The following is an 18274-nucleotide window of genomic DNA, read 5'->3' on the forward strand; positions in this document are numbered from 1 at the left end:
TCAGTCCCCCAGGGCGGCCAACTGGTCGGCCTGGTATTCGGCGAGCAGCGGTTCGATGACCGACTCGACACTGCCGGCGAGTACGTCGTCCAGCGCGTAGAGGGTCAGGTTGATGCGGTGATCGGTGACCCGGCCCTGTGGATAGTTGTAGGTGCGGATGCGCTCGGAACGATCCCCGGAGCCCACCAGCAGCTTGCGGGTCTCGGAGATTTCCTTGTGGGCGGCGGCTTCCTGCTGGTCGTTCAGCTTGGCCGCGAGCCAGGCCATGGCCTTGGCGCGGTTCTTGTGCTGGGAGCGCTCTTCCTGGCACTCGACCACGATCCCGCTGGGGATGTGGGTGATGCGCACGGCGGAGTCGGTCTTGTTCACGTGCTGGCCGCCGGCGCCGGAGGAGCGGTAGGTGTCGATGCGCAGGTCCGCCGGGTTGATCTCGATGGCGGCCTGTTCGTCCGGCTCGGGGAGCACGGCGACGGTGCAGGCGGAGGTGTGGATGCGGCCCTGGGATTCGGTTTCCGGCACCCGCTGCACGCGGTGCGCGCCGGACTCGAACTTGAGCTTGGCGTAGACGTTGTCACCCTCGACACGGGCGATCACCTCTTTATAGCCGCCGTGTTCGCCCTCGTTCTCGGAGAGGATCTCGACTCGCCAGCCCTGGCGCTCGGCGTAGCGCGAGTACATGCGGAACAGGTCGCCGGAGAAGATCGCCGCCTCGTCGCCACCGGTGCCGGCGCGGATCTCGAGGAACACGTTGCGGCCGTCGTTGGGGTCCTTGGGCAGCAGCATGCGCTGCAGGCGGGCCTCCAGCTCGACCAGTTGCTCGCGGGCCTGGGCGACCTCTTCCTCGGCCATCTCGCGCAGGTCCGGGTCGCTGTCCTTGAGCAGCGCCTGGGCGCCCTCGAGATCGGACTGCACCTTGCGGAACTCGCGGAAGGCGAGGATGACCGGCTCGACCTCGGCGTATTCCTTGGAATAGGCGCGGAACTTGGCCTGGTCGCTGATGACTTCGCCATCGCCGAGCAGGGCCGTGAGTTCCTCGAAACGGTCCTGGAGGATGTCGAGCTTCTTGAGCAGTGACGCTTTCATTGGGCTTGCTTGTCCGTGCCCTCGTCGAGGGCGAAGAGTTCCTGGGCCACGGCGAGCGCGTCGAAGCGGCCGTCGGCGGAGAGTTTTTTCAGCTGCACGCTGGGCGCGTGCAGCAGCTTGTTGGTGAGGCCACGGGCGAGCTGGGCCATGACGTCCTCGGCGGAGCTGCCGTTGGCCAGCATGCGCTGCGCCTTGGCCAGCTCCTCGTCGCGGGTGCGCTCGGCCTGCTGGCGGTAGGCGCGCAGCACGTCCACCGCAGCCAGCTCGCGCAGGCGCTGCATGAACTCCTGCACGCCGCTGCCGACCAGCTCCTCGGCGGCCTGGGCGGCGCCCTGGCGGCTCTTGAGGTTCTCGGCGACCACTTCGTGGAGGTCGTCGACGGTATAGAGGTAGACGTCGTCCAGCTCGCCGACCTCGGGCTCGATGTCGCGGGGAACGGCGATGTCGACCATGAAGATCGGCTTGTGCTTGCGCTGCTTCAGTGCGCGCTCGACCGCCCCCTTGCCGAGGATCGGCAACTGGCTGGCGGTGGAGCTGATGACGATGTCGCTGTTGACCAGCTCGTCGGGGATATCGGCCAGCAACACCGCGTGGGCACCGAACTGCTCGGCGAGCATGCTGGCGCGCTCCAGGGTGCGGTTGGCGACGACGATGCGCTTCACGCCCTGCTCGTGCAGGTGGCGGGCGACCAGGGTGATGGTCTCGCCGGCGCCGATCAGCAGCGCCTGGCTGCGGTGCATGTCGGTGAAGATCTGCTTGGCCAGGCTGACCGCGGCGAACGCCACGGAGACCGGGTTCTCGCCGATCGCGGTATCGGTGCGCACGGTCTTGGCGGTGCTGAAGGTGGCCTGGAACAGGCGCCCCAGCAGCGGGCCGACGGTGCCGGCCTCACGCGCCACGGCGTAGGCGGACTTCATCTGGCCGAGGATCTGCGGCTCGCCGAGGACCATGGAATCGAGCCCCGAGGCGACGCGCATCATGTGGCGGACGGCGGAGTCGTCCTGGTGCACATAGGCGCAGGCGCGCAGTTCTTCGAGGCTGAGGTTGTGGTAGCCGGCGAGCCAGGCGAGGACCTCGTCGGCGGAAACCTGGTCCTGCTCCAGATACAGCTCGCTGCGGTTGCAGGTGGAGAGGATCGCCGCCTCGCGACTGGGGGTGAGGCGACACAGCTGCTGCAGGGCCTCGACCAGTTGCTCGGGGGTAAAAGCCACGCGCTCACGCACATCCACGGACGCGGTTTTGTGGTTGATACCGAGGGCAAGAAAGGCCATGCAGGGTCGCTAACGAAATCAGGAGGCGCGCAATTGTCCTCCTTCGACAGATTGAGAACAACCACCGCTCGCTATTGTCACAATCACCATGAACCCGCCCGACAATGTATCGGCCCTTGCCCCATGGGCTTGCCCAGCCGCTTGTGTCATGATGCTCCGACCGCAGGTTAGTCGCCTTTTCCCCTATGAATAAATCCTTCGCGTTGCTGACCGCCCTCCTGCTCGTCGGCGGTTGCCAGACCCTGGCCCCTTCCTCCCCGGACGGTACGCCGCCGGTGGAAGACACCAGCCAGGCGCCCGAATCCAAGCCGGAAGTCTATGGCTCCTTCAGCCGCGACACCCTGTTCGCCCTGCTCTCGGCCGAAGTGGCCGGGCAGCGCAATCGCTTCGATATCGCCCTCGGCAACTATGTACAGCAGGCCAATGCGACCCAGGACGCCGGCGTAGCCGAACGCGCCTTCCGCATCGCCGAGTACCTGGGTGCCGACCAGGCCGCGCTGGACACCGCGCTGATCTGGGCGAAGAACGCCCCGGACAACCTCGACGCCCAGCGCGCCGCCGCCGTACAGCTGGCCCGAGGCGGCCGCTACGACGAATCCATGACCTACATGGAGAAGGTGCTGCAGGGCCAGGGCGACACCCATTTCGACTTCCTCGCCCTCTCCGCCGCCGAGACCGACCCGGACACCCGCGCCGGCCTGCTGCAGAGCTTCGACCGCCTGCTCGCCAAGTACCCGGACAACAGCCAGCTGGTGTTCGGCAAGGCCGTGCTGCTGCAACAGGACGGCCGCACCGAAGAAGCCCTCGCACTGCTGGAGGACATCCCTTCCGACGACCAGCAGATCCCGCCGATCCTGCTGCGCGCGCGCCTGCTGCAGAGCCTCGACCGCACCGACGAAGCCCTGCCCCTGCTGCAGAAGGGCATCAAGCAGCACCCGGACGACAAGCGCCTGCGCCTGACCTACGCCCGCCTGCTGGTGGAAGAGAACCGCCTGGACGAGGCCAAGTCCGAGTTCGCCGGCCTGGTGCAGCAGTTCCCCGATGACGACGACCTGCGCTTCTCCCTGGCGCTGGTGTGCATGGAGGGCGAGGCCTGGGACGAAGCCCAGGTCTACCTCGAGGAACTGGTCGACCGCGGCAGCCATGTGGATTCCGCCCACTTCAACCTCGGCCAGGTCTACGAGAAGCGTGGCGACAAGGAAAGTGCGCTGATCGAGTACGGCCTGGTCGGTGCCGGCAACGACTACCTGCCGGCCCAGTTGCGCCAGACCGAGATCCTGCTCGACGCCAACCGTCCGGACGAGGCCGCCGCGCACCTGGACAAGGCTCGCGAGGCGCAGCCCGACTACGCCATCCAGCTGTACCTGATCGAGGCCGAAAGCTTCGCCGAACGCCAGCAGCCTGACCGCTCCTGGAAGGTCATCCACCAGGGCCTGCAACAATTCCCGGACGACCTCAACCTTCTCTATACGCGCGCGATGCTCGCGGAGAAGCGCGGCGACCTGGCGCAACTGGAGCGCGACCTGCGCTTCATCCTCGAGCGCGAACCGGAAAACGCCATGGCGCTCAATGCCCTCGGCTACACCCTCGCCGATCGCACCACGCGCTACGAGGAAGCACGCCAGTTGGTGGAGCAGGCTCACCAACTCAAGCCGGACGACCCCGCCATCCTCGACAGCCTCGGCTGGATCAACTTCCGCCTGGGCAACATGGACGAGGCCGAGCGCCTGCTGCGCCAGGCCCTCAAGGAATTCCCCGATCACGAAGTGGCGGCCCACCTGGGCGAAGTGCTCTGGACCCGCGGCAAGCAGAGCGAAGCGCGCGAAGTCTGGTCCGAAGCCCTCAAGACCCAACCCGACAGCCCGATCCTGCGCGGCACCCTGCAGCGCCTGACCGGCTCCGAGACCCTCTGATCCATGCGTCTACGTTCACTGTTAGCCGCCGGCGCGCTGCTCCTGCTCACGGGCTGCGCCGGCCTCACCTCCCACGAGACCGTTGAAGGCCAGGGCGACCCGGCCCAGTGGAAAGCCCACAAGGAACAGGTCGCCGCCCTCGACGGCTGGCAGATCGCCGGCAAGGTCGGCATCCGCGCACCGAAGGATTCCGGCAGCGGCACGCTGTTCTGGCTGCAACGCCGCGACTACTACGACATCCGCCTCTCCGGCCCGCTGGGTCGTGGCGCCGCCCGCCTCACCGGGCACCCGGGCGCCATCACCCTCGAAGTGGCCAACCAGGGCCGCTACGAGGCCGAGTCTCCCGAGGCCCTGCTGGAAGAACAGCTGGGCTGGCGCCTGCCGGTTTCCCACCTGCAATGGTGGGTGCGCGGCCTGCCCGCCCCGGACAGCAAGAGCCGGCTGACCCTGGACGGCAAGAGCCACCTGGCGCGCCTGGAGCAGGACGGCTGGCAGGTCCAGTACCTCAGCTACGTAGAGCAGAACGGCTTCACCCTGCCCGAGCGCATCAAGCTCAAGGGCGCCGATCTCGACGTCACCCTGGTGATCAAGGACTGGCAACCGCGCCAGCTCGGCCAGTAGGCACGCCATGCAGGACGCACAGCTGATCCTCCCGGCTCCGGCCAAGCTCAACCTCATGCTCCATATCCTCGGCCGCCGCGCCGATGGCTATCACGAGCTGCAGACCCTGTTCCAGTTCCTCGAACACGGCGACGAACTCGGCTTCGCCCTGCGCCAGGATGGTGAGATCCACCTGCGCACCGACGTGCCCGGCGTGCCCCATGACAGCAACCTGATCGTCCGCGCCGCCAGGCGCCTGCAGCAGGAATCCGGCACGTCTCTCGGTGCCGACATCTGGCTCGACAAGCGCCTCCCCATGGGCGGCGGCATCGGTGGCGGCAGCTCGGACGCAGCGACTACCCTCCTCGGCCTCGACCACCTGTGGCAGACCCACCTGGGCGAGGATCGCCTCGCCGAACTGGGCCTGGCCCTGGGCGCCGATGTACCGGTATTCGTACGCGGGCGCGCCGCCTTCGCCGAGGGCGTCGGCGAGCGCCTGCAGCCGGTCACCCTGCCCGAACCCTGGTTCCTCGTCGCCGTACCGCAAGTCTTTGTCAGCACAGCAGAAGTTTTCACCGATCCCGAGTTGACACGGAATACGCCGCCCATTAATCTTCGCAGCCTTCTTGAGGGGGGCGGTCGTAATGACTGTCAGCCGGTGGTCGAGAAGCGTTACCCGGATGTTCGTAACGCGCTGATCCTGTTGAATAATTTCACAGCAGCTAGACTGACCGGCACTGGAGCTTGTGTGTTTGGGAGCTTCCCAAACAAGGACGATGCTGATAAAGTCGCCCGCCAACTTCCAGCCACTCTGCCGAATTTCGTCGCGCGAGGAAGCAACGTCTCGATGTTGCACCGCAAGCTCGGAATCCTGGCTTGAAAGAAGTGTTGCAAGTCCTCCGGTTATACCGATACAGGGGCGTCGCCAAGCGGTAAGGCAGCAGGTTTTGATCCTGCCATGCGTTGGTTCGAATCCAGCCGCCCCTGCCATAACCCTCCAAGGGTTCGGTACAACAAGGTCTTGCAAAGAAAGTTGAAACAGATAGGGGCGTCGCCAAGCGGTAAGGCAGCAGGTTTTGATCCTGCCATGCGTTGGTTCGAATCCAGCCGCCCCTGCCATACACGAGAAAGCTGTTCAAAAAGCACCCGTGCATTTTGAACAGCTTTTTATTCATCAGGTCCACCCTCAGCCGGCAGGTACTGCGCGTGTCCAAGATGATGGTCTTCACGGGGAACGCCAACCCCGATCTGGCGCGTCGCGTCGTACGTCAATTGCACATCCCCCTCGGTGATGCCTCCGTAGGCAAGTTCTCCGACGGCGAGATCAGCGCTGAAATCAACGAGAACGTTCGCGGTAAGGACGTCTTCCTGATTCAGCCCACGTGCGCGCCCACCAACGACAACCTGATGGAACTGGTAGTGATGGCTGACGCCTTCCGCCGTTCCTCGGCGTCCCGTATCACTGCAGTGATCCCCTACTTCGGCTATGCCCGCCAGGACCGCCGCCCGCGTTCCGCTCGCGTGGCGATCAGCGCGAAGGTAGTGGCCGACATGCTCACCGTGGTCGGCGTCGACCGCGTGCTGACCGTCGACCTGCACGCCGATCAGATCCAGGGCTTCTTCGATATCCCGGTAGATAACATCTACGGCTCCCCCGTTCTGGTGGATGACATCGAAGACCAACGCTTCGACAACCTCATGATCGTCTCCCCGGACATCGGTGGCGTGGTGCGTGCTCGCGCCGTTGCCAAGTCCCTGGGCGTCGACCTGGCGATCATCGACAAGCGTCGTCCCAAGGCCAACCAGTCCGAAGTCATGCACATCATCGGTGATGTGGATGGCCGTACCTGCGTTCTGGTCGACGACATGGTCGATACCGCCGGCACCCTCGGCCATGCCGCCAAGGCCCTGAAGGACCACGGCGCCGCCAAGGTCTACGCCTACTGCACCCACCCGGTGCTGTCCGGCCGTGCCATCGAGAACATTGAAAACTCCGTGCTGGACGAGCTGGTGGTGACCAACACCATCCCCCTGTCCGCCGCGGCACAGGCCTGCTCGCGTATCCGCCAACTGGATATCGCGCCGGTCGTGGCTGAAGCGGTCCGCCGCATCAGCAATGAGGAATCGATCAGCGCGATGTTCCGCTAAGGACATCCCTGACGAAAACGCCCCGCTCCGGCGGGGCTTTTTTGCCTAACCGCCCAAGATGCTGGTCGCAAGCACTCGGGGCGGTTTGGCTATTTTGGAGAAACGTAATGACTGATTTTGCCCTGAATGCCGAAGCGCGTTCCGACCTGGGGAAAGGTGCGAGCCGCCGCCTGCGTCGTAATGCCAACCTGGTTCCCGCCGTGATCTACGGTGGCGAGAAAGCCCCGGAATCCGTAAGCCTGCTGGCCAAAGACCTGGCCAAGCTGCTGGAAAACGAAGCTGCCTTCAGCCACGTGCTGTCCCTGAACGTTTCCGGCAAGACCGAAACCGTTCTGATCAAGGCCCTGCAGCGTCACCCGGCCAAAGGCTTCGTACTGCACGCTGACTTCCAGCGCGTCGTCGCCGGCCAGAAACTGACCGCCCACGTGCCCCTGCACTTCCTGAACGAATCGACCGCCGTTGGCGTGAAGACCGGTGGTGGCGAGATCTCCCACACCATCTCCGAAGTCGAAGTCTCCTGCCTGCCGAAAGACCTGCCGGAGTTCATCGAAGTCGACCTGGCCAAAGTCGAACTGGGCCAGATCGTTCACCTGTCCGACCTCAAACTGCCGAAAGGCGTTGAGCTGGTCGCACTGGCGCACGGCAACGACCTGGCAGTGGCCAACATCCACGCCTCCCGCGTTGTGAAAGACGAAGAAGAAGGCAAAGCCGAGTAATCACTACTCGCCAGCCTGAGGAAGGGCCCCTGTCGTGACTGCCGTACAACTGATCGTCGGCCTGGGTAATCCAGGCCCTGAATACGACCAGACCCGGCATAACGCAGGGGCCCTTTTCGTTGAGCGCGTGGCGGACAGCCAGCGCGTCAACCTATCCCTCGACAAGAAGTACTTCGGCCTCGTTGGCAAGTTCAGCCACCAGGGCCGCGACGTTCGCCTGCTCATCCCCACCACCTACATGAACCGCAGCGGCCAGTCCGTGGCGGCGCTCGCCGGCTTCTTCCGCATCCCGGTCGACGCGATCCTGGTGGCCCACGACGAACTCGACATGCCTCCCGGCGTCGCCAAGCTCAAGCAAGGTGGCGGGCACGGCGGGCACAACGGGCTGCGCGACATCATCGCCCAGCTTGGCAACCAGAACGGTTTCCACCGCCTCCGGCTCGGCATCGGCCACCCGGGGCACAGCAGCCTGGTCTCCGGCTTCGTCCTCGGCCGCGCACCGCGCAGCGAACAGGAAAAGCTCGACTCCAGCATCGACTTCGCCCTCGGCGTGCTGCCGGAAATGCTCGCAGGTGACTGGACCCGCGCGATGCAGAAGCTGCACAGCCAGAAGGCCTGATCACACCTCTTTCATCGCCAATCGGCCCGAGGGACATAGCATGGGATTCAACTGCGGCATCGTCGGCCTGCCCAACGTCGGCAAGTCCACCCTGTTCAACGCCCTGACCAAATCCGGCATCGCGGCGGAAAACTTCCCCTTCTGCACCATCGAGCCGAACAGCGGCATCGTGCCGATGCCCGACCTGCGCCTCAACGCGCTGGCCGAGATCGTCAAGCCCGAGCGCGTGATCCCCACCACCATGGAATTCGTCGACATCGCCGGCCTGGTTGCGGGCGCCTCCAAGGGTGAAGGCCTAGGCAACAAATTCCTCGCCAACATCCGCGAGACCGACGCCATCGCCCACGTCGTGCGCTGCTTCGAAGACGAGAACGTCATCCACGTCTCCAACAGCGTCGACCCCAAGCGCGACATCGAGATCATCGACCTCGAACTGATCTTCGCCGACCTCGACAGCTGCGAGAAGCAACTGCAGAAGGTCGCGCGCAACGCCAAGGGCGGCGACAAGGACGCCCTGGCGCAGAAAGCCCTGCTGGAAAAACTCATCCCCCACTTCAGCGAAGGCAAGCCCGCGCGCTCCCTGCTGAAAAACCTGGGTGACGACGAGAAGCGCCTCGTCCGCGGCTTCCACCTGCTCACCAGCAAGCCGGTGATGTACATCGCCAACGTCGCCGAGGACGGCTTCGAGAACAACCCGCACCTCGACGTGGTCCGCGCCATTGCCGAAGAAGAAGGCGCCATCGTGGTACCGGTCTGCAACAAGATCGAAGCCGAGATCGCCGAACTCGACGACGGCGAAGAGAAGGACATGTTCCTCGAAGCCCTGGGCCTCGAAGAACCAGGCCTGAACCGCGTGATCCGCGCCGGCTACGACCTGCTCAACCTGCAGACCTACTTCACCGCCGGCGTGAAGGAAGTACGCGCCTGGACCGTGCGCATCGGCGCCACCGCCCCGCAGGCCGCTGCCGTGATCCACACCGACTTCGAGAAAGGCTTCATCCGCGCCGAAGTGGTCGCCTATGACGACTTCATCCAGTTCAAGGGCGAAGCCGGTGCCAAGGAAGCCGGCAAATGGCGCCTGGAAGGCAAGGAATACATCGTCAAGGACGGCGACGTGATGCACTTCCGCTTCAACGTCTAAGCCCTCCCCCGCTTCACCCGAAGCCCCCTGCGGACCTGCTCCGCCGGGGGCTTCGTGCTTCAGGCCGCCTCGCCCCGCTGCTCGAACACCTCCCGCGCCACCGCCAGGCCGTTCAGCGCGGCCGGGAAGCCGGCGTAGACGGCCATCTGCATGATGGTCTCGATGATCTCCGTGCGGCTGGCGCCGACGTTCAGCGCGCCGTGCACGTGGACCTTCAGTTGCGGGGCGGCGTTGCCCAGGGCAGTCAGGGCCGCCACCACGGCGATCTCCCGGCTCTTCAGGTCCAGCCCCGGGCGGGAATAGATGTCGCCGAAGGGGAACTCCACCAGGTAGCGCGCAAAGTCCGGGGCGATGCCCGCCAGGCTCTCCACCACCCGCTCACCGGCCTCGCCGTCGATCTCCTTCAGTTTCGCCAGCCCACGCTGGTAGCGGCTCTCGTCATTCATGTGCGTTGCCCTTCTCGGTTGATGGCTCCAGTGCCAGGGCCTGCTCGCACGCGCGGTAATGCTCGATCTTCGCGTGCAGCGCATCGGCGGCCTGGCGCATCGCCTCGATCTCGGCCAGGACCTCCGCAAGGTGGCCCTCCAGCATCTGGCGACGCGCCGGCACCGTCGGGTCCCCGGCGCTCCTCAGCGCTGCGAACGCCTCCATCTTGCCGATGGGCATGCGGGTCGTGCGCAAGCGCAGCAGGAACTCGATCCAGGCCATGTCCGAAGCCGCGTAGCGCCGCTGCCCACCCGGCGCCCGGCCCACCGGGGCGATGAGCCCGATGCGCTCGTAATAACGCAGGGTGTGAGCCGTGAGCCCGGTACGCCGGGCGACTTCGTCGATGCTGAGATGAGGTTCCATGAGGCGATCCTAGAAGTTCGAGCGCGCTCTAAGTCAACCCTTTGCCGGCACTGCGTCAAGCACTGCCCCTCAGCGCCTTCGAAAACGCAGGGGCAGCCCCTGGCAATCCTCCCCGAAGCGCCCCTGGTGCCAACCCAGTTGGCCCGACACCAGCGTGGTGCGCACCGCGTGACGGAAGGTGCGGCCCTGGAACGGCGTCCAGCCGCATTGCGCGTGGATCGGGTCCGCCTCCACCGGCCGGGGCTCGGCCAGGCGCTCCACCAGCACCAGGTCGGCCCAGTAGCCCTCGCGCAGGTAGCCGCGCCGCTCGACGGAGAAGCGCTCCGCCACCGCGTGGCTGGTCTTGTGCACCAGCTGCGTCAGCGGCAGCAGCCCGTCGGCCACCAGCTCCAGCAGCGCCGGCAGGCTGTGCTGCACCAGCGGCAACCCAGCGGGCGCCTGGGCGTAGGGCCGGGTCTTCTCCTCCCGGGTGTGGGGCGCGTGGTCGCTGCCGATCACGTCCAGCCGCCCGTCCAGCAAGGCCTGGCGCAGGGCATCGCGGTCGGAGGGCGCCTTGATCGCCGGGTTGCACTTGATCAGGTGGCCCAGGCGCGGGTAGTCGCGGTCATCGAACAGCAGGTGGTGCACGCACACCTCGGCGGTGATGCGCTTGCCCGGCAGCGGCCCGGGGCTGAACAGCTCCAGCTCCCGCGCCGTGGTGATGTGCAGCACGTGCAGGTCGGTGCCGAAGCGACGGGCCAGCGCCACCGCCCGGCTGGAGGAGCGGTAGCAGGCCTCCGCATCGCGGATCAGGGATGCGCGTCGGGCGGGATGGCGTCGCCGTAGCCGGCTGCCCATTGCGCCTCGCGCTCGCGGATGCGCGGCGTGTCTTCGCAGTGGGCCAGCAGCAGCGTCGGGCAATCGCGGAACAGCCGCTCCAGGGACGCCTCGTCGTCCACCAGCAGGTTGCCGGTGGAGGCGCCCATGAACACCTTCACCCCCGCCACCCGCTCCGGGTCGAGCCGGGCCACGGTGTCGAGGTTGTCCCGGCTCACACCGAAGTGAAAACCGTAGTTCACCGACGAACAGGCCGCCGCGCGGCGCTCCTTCGCCGCCAGCGCCTCCAGGCCCAGGGTCGGCGGCTGGGTGTTGGGCATGTCCATCACGCTGGTCACGCCCCCGGCCAGCGCCGCGCGGGACTCGCTGAGGAAGGTGCCCTTGTGGGGCGCGCCGGGGTCACGGAAGTGCACCTGGTCATCGATCATCCCCGGCAGCAGGTACTGGCCGTTGGTGTCGATCACCCGCACATCCGGCCGGGCGCTGATGCTGCAGTCGATGCGCTCGATACGGCCGTTGTGCACCAGCAGGTCGGCCTCCCACTCGCAGCCTTCGTTGACCAGGCGGGCATTGCGGATCAGCAGGTGGTGCATGGCTGGAACTCGTTCTGCAGGGCCTGGTAGCCGGGCCCCAGGTCGATGGGGACAAGGGCCACCTGTTCGGACGGGTGGGCCGGCGCGCCAGGCTCGGGCGACGCGCACGTCACCCGCAACCCCGCGCCGGAGAGCTGGTTGTAGAAGCACGAGCGGCGCCCGGTGTGACAGGCCGGGCCGGCCTGGTCCACCTGCAGCAGCAGCGCATCGCCGTCGCAATCCAGGTGGGCGCTGACCAGGTGCTGCACATGCCCGGAGGTGTCCCCCTTGCGCCACAGGCAGCGGCGCGAGCGCGACCAGTAGCATGCCCGCCCCTCCTCCAGCGTGGCCCGCAGGGACTCGGGGTTCATCCACGCCAGCATCAGCACCTCGCCGCTGTCGTACTGCTGGGCCACGGCGGGGATCAGCCCATCGGCACGCCAGGGAATGGCCGCCATCACCGCCTCCAGATCCCGCCCGGTGCCGGCCGGGCTCCGCTCCAGTTGCAGCCAGAAGCTCATGGCGCCAGCGCCTGCAGCAGCCGCTCCACGTTCTGCCGGTACATGCCCAGGTAAGTGCTGGCCGGGCCCTCGGCCGCCAGCGCATCGGAATACAGCGTGCCGCCCACCCGCGCGCCGGCCTCCTCGGCGATCTGCTTCACCAGCCGCGCATCGCGGATGTTCTCCACGAAGATGGCCCGCACGCCCTCCGCCCGCAGCTGGCGGATCAACCCCGCCACCTCGGCGGCGGAAGGCTCGGCCGCATCGCTCACGCCCTGGGCCGCGAGGAACTGCAGGCGCCACTCCTGGGCGAAGTAACCGAAGGCATCGTGGCTGGTCAGCACCCGGCGCCGCTCCGGCGGCAGCGCCATCAGGCGCGGGGCGATGCTCTGGCGCAGCGCCCCCAGGCGGCCCAGCCAGGAGTCCCGCCGCGCCTCGAAGGCCGCCGCGCGGGCCGGCACCAGTTGCACCAGCGCCTGGGTGATGTTGCGCGCGTAGATCTCCGCATTGCCCAGGCTCTGCCAGGCATGAGGGTCCACCAGACGCTGGTCGTCCTCCAGCACCGTCATCGGCACCACGCCCTTGCTCGCGTCGATGCGCGTGCCGCGCGCCTCGCCGTTGGCCAGCAGGCGCTCCAGCCAGGGCTCGAAGCCCAGCCCGTTGGCGATCACCAGGTCCGCCTCCAGCACCGCCCGCACCTGGGTCGGAGCGGGCTCGAAGACATGGGCATCGGCATCCGCCCCCACCAGGTTGGTGAGCTGGATGTCGTCCCCGCCGATCTCGCGGGTGATGTCCGCCAGGATGCTGAAGGTGGTCACCACCCTCGCCTTCTCCGCAGCGGACAGTGAAACGGGCAGGCACAGCAACAGCACAACGCACAGGCGCATGAACATGCGGGGGCTCCTCAACAGGGCACGGGAAGGGGCGCGCGTCGCAGCAAGCCGTGGACCGGCCCGACGAACACCGAAATCAGGTAAGCGAGCCCCGCCAGCAACACAATGCAGGGCCCGCTGGGCAGGTTGGCGTGGAACGACAGCAACAGCCCCAGCCACACGCAGCTCGCGCCGATGCCCGCCGCCGTCAGCAGCAGCACCGGCAGGCGCCGGCTCCAGAAGCGCGCGGCAGCGGCCGGCAGCATCATCAGCCCCACCACCATCAACGCACCGATGGCGTGGAAGCCGGTCACCAGATTGAGCACCACCAGCGCCAGGAACAGCGCATAGGCCGGCGCCCCGAAGCGGCTCACCCCACGCAGGAACACCGGGTCGAAGCTGTCCCACAGCAGCGGGCGGTAGATCAGCGCCAACAGCGCCAGGCTCGTGCCGGCCACTGTCAGCATGCTGCGCAGCGTCTCGCCGTCCACCGCCAAGGCCGAGCCGAACAGCAGGTGCAGCAGGTCGATCCGGCGCCCGGCCAGCCCCAGCAACAGCACACCGCCCGCCAGGGAAATGGGGTAGATGGCCGCCAGGCTCGCATCCTCCCGCAGGCCGGTGCGGCGGGTGATCCACGCCGCCAGCCCGGCCATGCCCAGCCCCGCCACCAGCCCGCCGAAGGTCAGCGCCGGCAGGCTCAGGCCGAAGAACCAGAACGCCAGCGCCGCACCGGGCAACACCCCATGGGAAATGGCATCGCCGATCAGGCTCATGCGCCGCAGCATCAGGAACACCCCGAGCGGCCCCGCGCTGCACGCCAGCGCCACCCCGCCCAGCAGCGCCCGCTGCAAAAAGGCGAACTCCGCAAAGGGTTGCCAGAGCGCCGCGAGCATCAGGCCACCTGCTGGCGGGCCGACGCCGGCAGCAGCACCCGGCTGGCGCCATGACGGCAGCCGTCGGCGCGGATCAGCAGGCAGCGCGGCAGGCGCTCGCGCACCGCCTCCAGGTCATGGCAGACCACCACTTGCGTGCGTCCCTCCCGCTGCCAGCGGGCGATGCGCTGCCAGAGAATCGCCTGGCCCTCCACGTCCAGCGCCGCGTCGGGTTCGTCCAGCAACAGCAGCGGCGCGTCCATCAGCTCCAGCCGCGCCAGCAAGGCCCGCTGCAACTCCCCGCCGGAAAGCGCCAGCAGCGGCTGGTCGGCCAGCGCCTCCAGCTGCCAATCCGCCAGGGCCGCCTCGCAGCGCCGGCGCCGCTCCACCCGGCTCAAGCGACTGCGCCACAACCCCGCCATCGCCAGCTCCCCCAGGCTGAGGGGGAACTGCCGGTCCAACGCCTGTTGCTGCTGCAAAAAGCCCACCGCCCCCAGGCCCGCCGCCCCGACGCTCACCCGCCCCGCCAAGGGGCGCTGTAAACCGGCGATCACCCGCAGCAGGCTGCTCTTGCCGCACCCATTGCGCCCCACCACTGCCGTGAGGCTGCCGGCCGGCAACGCCAGGGAAAGCGGCGGCGCCAACGGCCGCGCAGGCGGCCCCCATTGCAAGGCATCGAACTGAAGCATCGTCAGGTCCAGGGCGTGGGAGAAAGGGCTGTAGGAAACCGCAAATGTTATAAAGTAACAAATCGCGCTTCACAACCCATTTCCCCGCGCACGCCCCCTCCCCTTTTCCAACCCGAACGCCAACCGCCACCCACCGCTAAGCGGTTGATCGCCCTTTGAAAAATTCTGAAAAGTGGGGTTGACAGAGGCAGGAAGCGAGAGAATAATGCGCGCCACGTTGGCTACGTAGCTCAGCTGGTTAGAGCATAGCATTCATAATGCTGGGGTCCGGGGTTCAAGTCCCTGCGTAGCCACCATACAAAACAAAGGGTTAGCTTCGGCTAACCCTTTGTGCTTTCTGGGGTGTTCATTTCTTGACGCTCCCCTGCCCGCCTCCCTGCACCACGCCCTCCCTCTGATTGCTCTCACCGCAGCGGCCCTCATGCTGCGCCGCCCTTCCCTGGCTCCCCGCTCTGGCACACGCCCCCGTCAACAGCACCGATTGTTGGATCCCGTGACCACAAGGCCTGAATCGTGCGGATGGTGGAAAGGAAGACCTCGCTGGGAAAACGCTCACGGCATTGACCATCGATGGTCATGAAGAACGCTTCCTCATACACCCCCGCCATGGGCAGAACTACGCCGACGATGTGCTTGCAGCACCAGATCGGCGCCTCGCTGTCGTCCCACACCAGTTCGACGAGCACCGTCTTGCCGATGTAGCCGATAGCCGTGTCCGAATCGATTCCACCTGACCGGTGGATCAGCCCGCCCCTTACCGAAGCAGACCTGAAATCGGAAGTACACGAATCGGGTAGCAGGTAAGGGCAGCAATGGTGTGCCGAAGATTTAGGCGAGCGGGATGACCTAAAGCAAGTGAGCATCATTGGCATGGATCGCTTGGCCCGTGAGACGCCCATTGGCTCCAATAGATGGCACATCGTGCTTTACAACAAAGACATACGGATCAGCACCGTTGAGGTAGAAGAACTCAGCAGGCTCTTCCCTGCCTACCGTTGGTGGTTGATCAGTGGAGAGGTAGCGCCAGAGATAGGGCAGACCAGCCCTGGATACGATGAGGCATAACGAAACTTGACCACTCCAGACGCAGGATAGCGATCACTGAAGCAGCAGCAATGCGTTGGCTCGCCCGCAGGAAGTGAGTCAGGTACGAGACAGGCACTGGAGATGCGACTTTCTGGTTACTTGGTTTTTGGTCGAAGGGCATTGATGATGGCGCTTTGAGAACACAGAATAGTCCGGGCGGCCGAGGCCTCGTCCCAGTGTTTCAACAACGAGCTGACTGCTTCATTAGTCAGTCAGCAGTACCAAGGAAGGTGCCGTGATGGCTCTGTTTTTCCCTACTCGCTCGACTTGTCGCTTCGATAGCCCAGGCGAACGTCGCCTAGCTGAGCGCTTAGATAAGAAGCTAAACGACGATTTCCTATGCTGGTTTAACGTCCCTGTTGGCCCGAAGGCACTCCAGCCAGATTTCGTAATTCTGCATCCGCAGTGGGGCCTTTTAGTCCTAGAAGTCAAAGATTGGAGGCTCGATACCATCCAATCGATGGACAAAGGGACCGCACAGATTATCGACAATGGTTCTCTCAAAAAAGTAAAGAACCCCCTCACCCAGGCTCGGGTATATGCGCTTGAAGTAGTGATGGCGCTTCAAAAAGACCCAGAATTGAGACAGCCACTCGACACTCCTTATGCTGGAAACCTCGCAATACCATGGGGTTTTGGAGTGGTGCTGACATCCATTACCCGCAAGCAGTTCGAACAAACCGAACTTGCAGCAGTAATGGACCCAAAGAAAGTTCTGTTTCAGGACGAAATGACCGAATCGGTTGAGCCCAATGAGCTGCATAAAAAGCTTACTGGAATGCTTCCCCCGGTGTTCAGGTGTAACTTGTCGAAGTCTCAGATCGACAGAATTCGGTACCACCTATTCCCTGAAGTCAGAGTTAATAGCGAACCCGGTCAGTTTGGGCTTTTCGCTGAAACTGAAGCTCCTCTACCCGATCTCATTAAAGTAATGGATCTACAGCAAGAGCTATTGGCTCGATCCATGGGAGAAGGACATCGAGTAATTCATGGAGTAGCTGGTAGCGGAAAGACAATGATTTTAGGCTACCGCTGCGCTTATCTAGCCTCCGCAACTAGCAAACCCATATTAGTACTTTGCTTTAATCGTTCGTTGGCCGGCCGACTTAATCAAGTCATGAGCAACAAGGGGTTGAAAGAAAAAGTAGTGGTGCGTAGTTTTCACGCTTGGTGCCGAGAGCAACTAACTGCTTCTGGCATTCCCCTTCCAGAAAAATGCGCAATTAACGAAAAAATGAACAAATTTGTTCAGCTCACTATTAGCGCTGTTGAGGAAGGCATAATATCGAAGGAACAGTACTCAGCCGTATTAATTGATGAGGGACATGACTTCGAACCCGACTGGCTAAGGCTAGCCGTAAAAATGGTAGATAGTAGAACAAACTCGTTACTGCTTCTATTTGATGACGCCCAGTCGATTTACCGAAGCAAAAACAGCAAAGAGCGTCTCGGCTTTACATTTGCAAGCGTTGGAATTCAAGCACCAGGAAGAACCACTGTCTTAAAGCTCAACTACAGAAATACAGCTGAGACTCTAGCCGTTGCGAAAGCATTATCTACAGATCTACTAGCAGAGAAAAGTGGATCCGAAGAGTCAATTCCAACAATCGCCCCCGAAAGTGCAGGCCGTCGTGGAAAGGTCCCAGAGCTGCTGAGATTCCAATCTGAAGAAGCTGAATGGAACTGTATTACTGAACGAATAAAAGATGCACAAGGACAAGGCAGACAACTTAGCGACATAGCGATTATTTACCGATCTCAGTCGCATGGCGTGAGAGCTGAAGAAGTGCTCCGACGTGAAGGGATTCCATTCTCCTCCGGCCTCTCGCAAAAAGGCAAGGGAACTTTATACACAGACAGAGACACCGTAAAAATCATAAGTATGCACTCGAGCAAAGGCCTTGAATTCGGGGTAGTTTTTATTCCATCAATGCAAAGCATGCCCCAGAACGATACTGATGAAATAGATGAGGCACGCTTAGCTTACGTAGCCATGACACGAGCCACAGAATATTTAGTGATGACGCACAGTAAAGACTCAATATTTACAACGCGCATTCAAGAGGCTATAGAACGTGCATCAAGGCAAAAACAATGAACTTTATCTTCTTAAATTCATTAGTGCCAAACAATGAAAAATAAAACCAATTCTAGCAGCTCAACCTAAGGATCCCATGCCAGTCTACGTAGATAATGTGAGAATTAAATGGCGGGGCAAGGAATGGTGCCACTTAGTAGCCGATACTCTTGATGAGCTACATGAGTTTGCGAGCTCGCTAGGACTAAAAAGGAGCTGGTTTCAGCACTCAGCGTCCTATCCTCACTATGACATTACAATATCAGCAAGAAAAAAGGCCTTACAGCTGGGAGCACACCAAGGAAGTCGCGAAGTGATTATTCAATGCGCTAAGAGCCTGAAAAGCCAGTATGAATTTTCTTTGCCCAAAGAAAAAATAACAAGCCCTCAACTTAGTTTACTGTAATACACACTGACAGCACCACACCAAGGCAGGTATAAGGGGCAAGC

General features: G+C 63.7%; 17 protein-coding genes, 3 tRNA genes and 2 pseudogenes. 12 read left to right on the top strand and 10 right to left on the bottom strand.

Annotated elements, in window-relative coordinates; all coding sequences use genetic code 11:
• Window positions 1-1083 (bottom strand): peptide chain release factor 1, encoded by a 1083-nt coding sequence (prfA, locus tag HSX14_RS25835; protein ID WP_173172545.1) that lies wholly within the window; start codon window positions 1081-1083, stop codon window positions 1-3.
• On the bottom strand, window positions 1080-2354 hold the full coding sequence (gene hemA, locus HSX14_RS25840; protein WP_111260988.1) for a glutamyl-tRNA reductase: 1275 nt from the start codon (window positions 2352-2354) through the stop codon (window positions 1080-1082). The genes prfA and hemA overlap by 4 nt, the downstream gene beginning before the upstream one ends.
• A gap of 185 nt (window positions 2355-2539) precedes the next feature.
• Here hemA and HSX14_RS25845 point away from each other — a divergent pair, with 185 nt between their 5' ends.
• The 9 genes from HSX14_RS25845 (at window position 2540) to ychF (ending at window position 9491) form a co-directional block, all read left to right on the top strand.
• Window positions 2540-4267, top strand: a complete 1728-nt coding sequence (locus HSX14_RS25845) for a tetratricopeptide repeat protein (protein ID WP_173172543.1) — start codon at window positions 2540-2542, stop codon at window positions 4265-4267.
• A gap of 3 nt (window positions 4268-4270) precedes the next feature.
• Window positions 4271-4888, top strand: coding sequence for a lipoprotein insertase outer membrane protein LolB (lolB, locus tag HSX14_RS25850; protein WP_173172541.1), 618 nt, complete (start codon window positions 4271-4273; stop codon window positions 4886-4888).
• Between the two features lie 7 nt (window positions 4889-4895).
• Window positions 4896-5747, top strand: a complete 852-nt coding sequence (gene ispE, locus HSX14_RS25855; RefSeq protein ID WP_173172539.1) for a 4-(cytidine 5'-diphospho)-2-C-methyl-D-erythritol kinase — start codon at window positions 4896-4898, stop codon at window positions 5745-5747.
• 35 nt (window positions 5748-5782) lie between these two features.
• Window positions 5783-5857: transfer RNA gene (locus HSX14_RS25860), tRNA-Gln, on the top strand.
• 54 nt (window positions 5858-5911) lie between these two features.
• Window positions 5912-5986, top strand: a tRNA-Gln gene (locus HSX14_RS25865).
• 87 nt (window positions 5987-6073) lie between these two features.
• Entirely contained in the window at window positions 6074-7015 is a 942-nt protein-coding gene (locus tag HSX14_RS25870; RefSeq protein ID WP_021220434.1) for a ribose-phosphate pyrophosphokinase, read from the top strand.
• Between the two features lie 107 nt (window positions 7016-7122).
• The gene (locus HSX14_RS25875; protein ID WP_173172537.1) at window positions 7123-7731 is read left to right on the top strand and encodes a 50S ribosomal protein L25/general stress protein Ctc; all 609 of its coding nucleotides are present in this window, start codon (window positions 7123-7125) and stop codon (window positions 7729-7731) included.
• A gap of 34 nt (window positions 7732-7765) precedes the next feature.
• Window positions 7766-8350: an aminoacyl-tRNA hydrolase gene (pth, locus tag HSX14_RS25880; protein WP_111260993.1), complete on the top strand. Its 585-nt coding sequence runs from the start codon at window positions 7766-7768 to the stop codon at window positions 8348-8350.
• A 40-nt stretch (window positions 8351-8390) separates the two neighbouring features.
• Window positions 8391-9491, top strand: a complete 1101-nt coding sequence (gene ychF / locus HSX14_RS25885) for a redox-regulated ATPase YchF (RefSeq protein ID WP_111260994.1) — start codon at window positions 8391-8393, stop codon at window positions 9489-9491.
• Between the two features lie 59 nt (window positions 9492-9550).
• Here the strand turns inward: ychF and HSX14_RS25890 are convergent, their stop codons facing one another.
• The 7 genes and pseudogenes from HSX14_RS25890 to HSX14_RS25920 all read right to left on the bottom strand — a co-directional run bounded on the left by HSX14_RS25890 (window position 9551) and on the right by HSX14_RS25920 (window position 14661).
• Window positions 9551-9937: a carboxymuconolactone decarboxylase family protein gene (locus tag HSX14_RS25890; protein WP_043245635.1), complete on the bottom strand. Its 387-nt coding sequence runs from the start codon at window positions 9935-9937 to the stop codon at window positions 9551-9553.
• On the bottom strand, window positions 9930-10340 hold the full coding sequence (locus HSX14_RS25895) for a MerR family transcriptional regulator (RefSeq protein WP_173172535.1): 411 nt from the start codon (window positions 10338-10340) through the stop codon (window positions 9930-9932). The genes HSX14_RS25890 and HSX14_RS25895 overlap by 8 nt, the downstream gene beginning before the upstream one ends.
• 69 nt (window positions 10341-10409) lie before the next feature.
• Window positions 10410-11749, bottom strand: a pseudogene (locus HSX14_RS25900) (dihydroorotase).
• Window positions 11750-11850: 101 nt separating this feature from the next.
• A pseudogene (gene hisI, locus HSX14_RS25905) lies at window positions 11851-12249 on the bottom strand (phosphoribosyl-AMP cyclohydrolase); the annotation flags it as partial.
• Window positions 12246-13115 (bottom strand): metal ABC transporter solute-binding protein, Zn/Mn family, encoded by an 870-nt coding sequence (locus tag HSX14_RS25910; protein ID WP_173173104.1) that lies wholly within the window; start codon window positions 13113-13115, stop codon window positions 12246-12248. The pseudogene hisI and the gene HSX14_RS25910, both read right to left, overlap by 4 nt.
• Before the next feature lie 17 nt (window positions 13116-13132).
• The gene (locus HSX14_RS25915) at window positions 13133-13993 is read right to left on the bottom strand and encodes a metal ABC transporter permease (protein ID WP_043245644.1); all 861 of its coding nucleotides are present in this window, start codon (window positions 13991-13993) and stop codon (window positions 13133-13135) included.
• Window positions 13993-14661: a metal ABC transporter ATP-binding protein gene (locus tag HSX14_RS25920; protein WP_173172531.1), complete on the bottom strand. Its 669-nt coding sequence runs from the start codon at window positions 14659-14661 to the stop codon at window positions 13993-13995. The genes HSX14_RS25915 and HSX14_RS25920 overlap by 1 nt, the downstream gene beginning before the upstream one ends.
• Before the next feature lie 219 nt (window positions 14662-14880).
• Between HSX14_RS25920 and HSX14_RS25925 the strand changes: the two genes are divergently transcribed.
• Window positions 14881-14957, top strand: a tRNA-Met gene (locus HSX14_RS25925).
• A 123-nt stretch (window positions 14958-15080) separates the two neighbouring features.
• Here the strand turns inward: HSX14_RS25925 and HSX14_RS25930 are convergent.
• Window positions 15081-15347 (bottom strand): hypothetical protein, encoded by a 267-nt coding sequence (locus tag HSX14_RS25930; protein ID WP_173172529.1) that lies wholly within the window; start codon window positions 15345-15347, stop codon window positions 15081-15083.
• A 638-nt stretch (window positions 15348-15985) separates the two neighbouring features.
• Here HSX14_RS25930 and HSX14_RS25935 point away from each other — a divergent pair.
• On the top strand, window positions 15986-17845 hold the full coding sequence (locus HSX14_RS25935) for a 3'-5' exonuclease (protein WP_173172527.1): 1860 nt from the start codon (window positions 15986-15988) through the stop codon (window positions 17843-17845).
• A gap of 76 nt (window positions 17846-17921) precedes the next feature.
• Window positions 17922-18230: a DUF4031 domain-containing protein gene (locus tag HSX14_RS25940; protein ID WP_173172525.1), complete on the top strand. Its 309-nt coding sequence runs from the start codon at window positions 17922-17924 to the stop codon at window positions 18228-18230.
• Window positions 18231-18274: the final 44 nt, after the last annotated feature.

This window comes from Pseudomonas tohonis (assembly GCF_012767755.2).
Lineage (GTDB): Bacteria > Pseudomonadota > Gammaproteobacteria > Pseudomonadales > Pseudomonadaceae > Metapseudomonas > Metapseudomonas tohonis.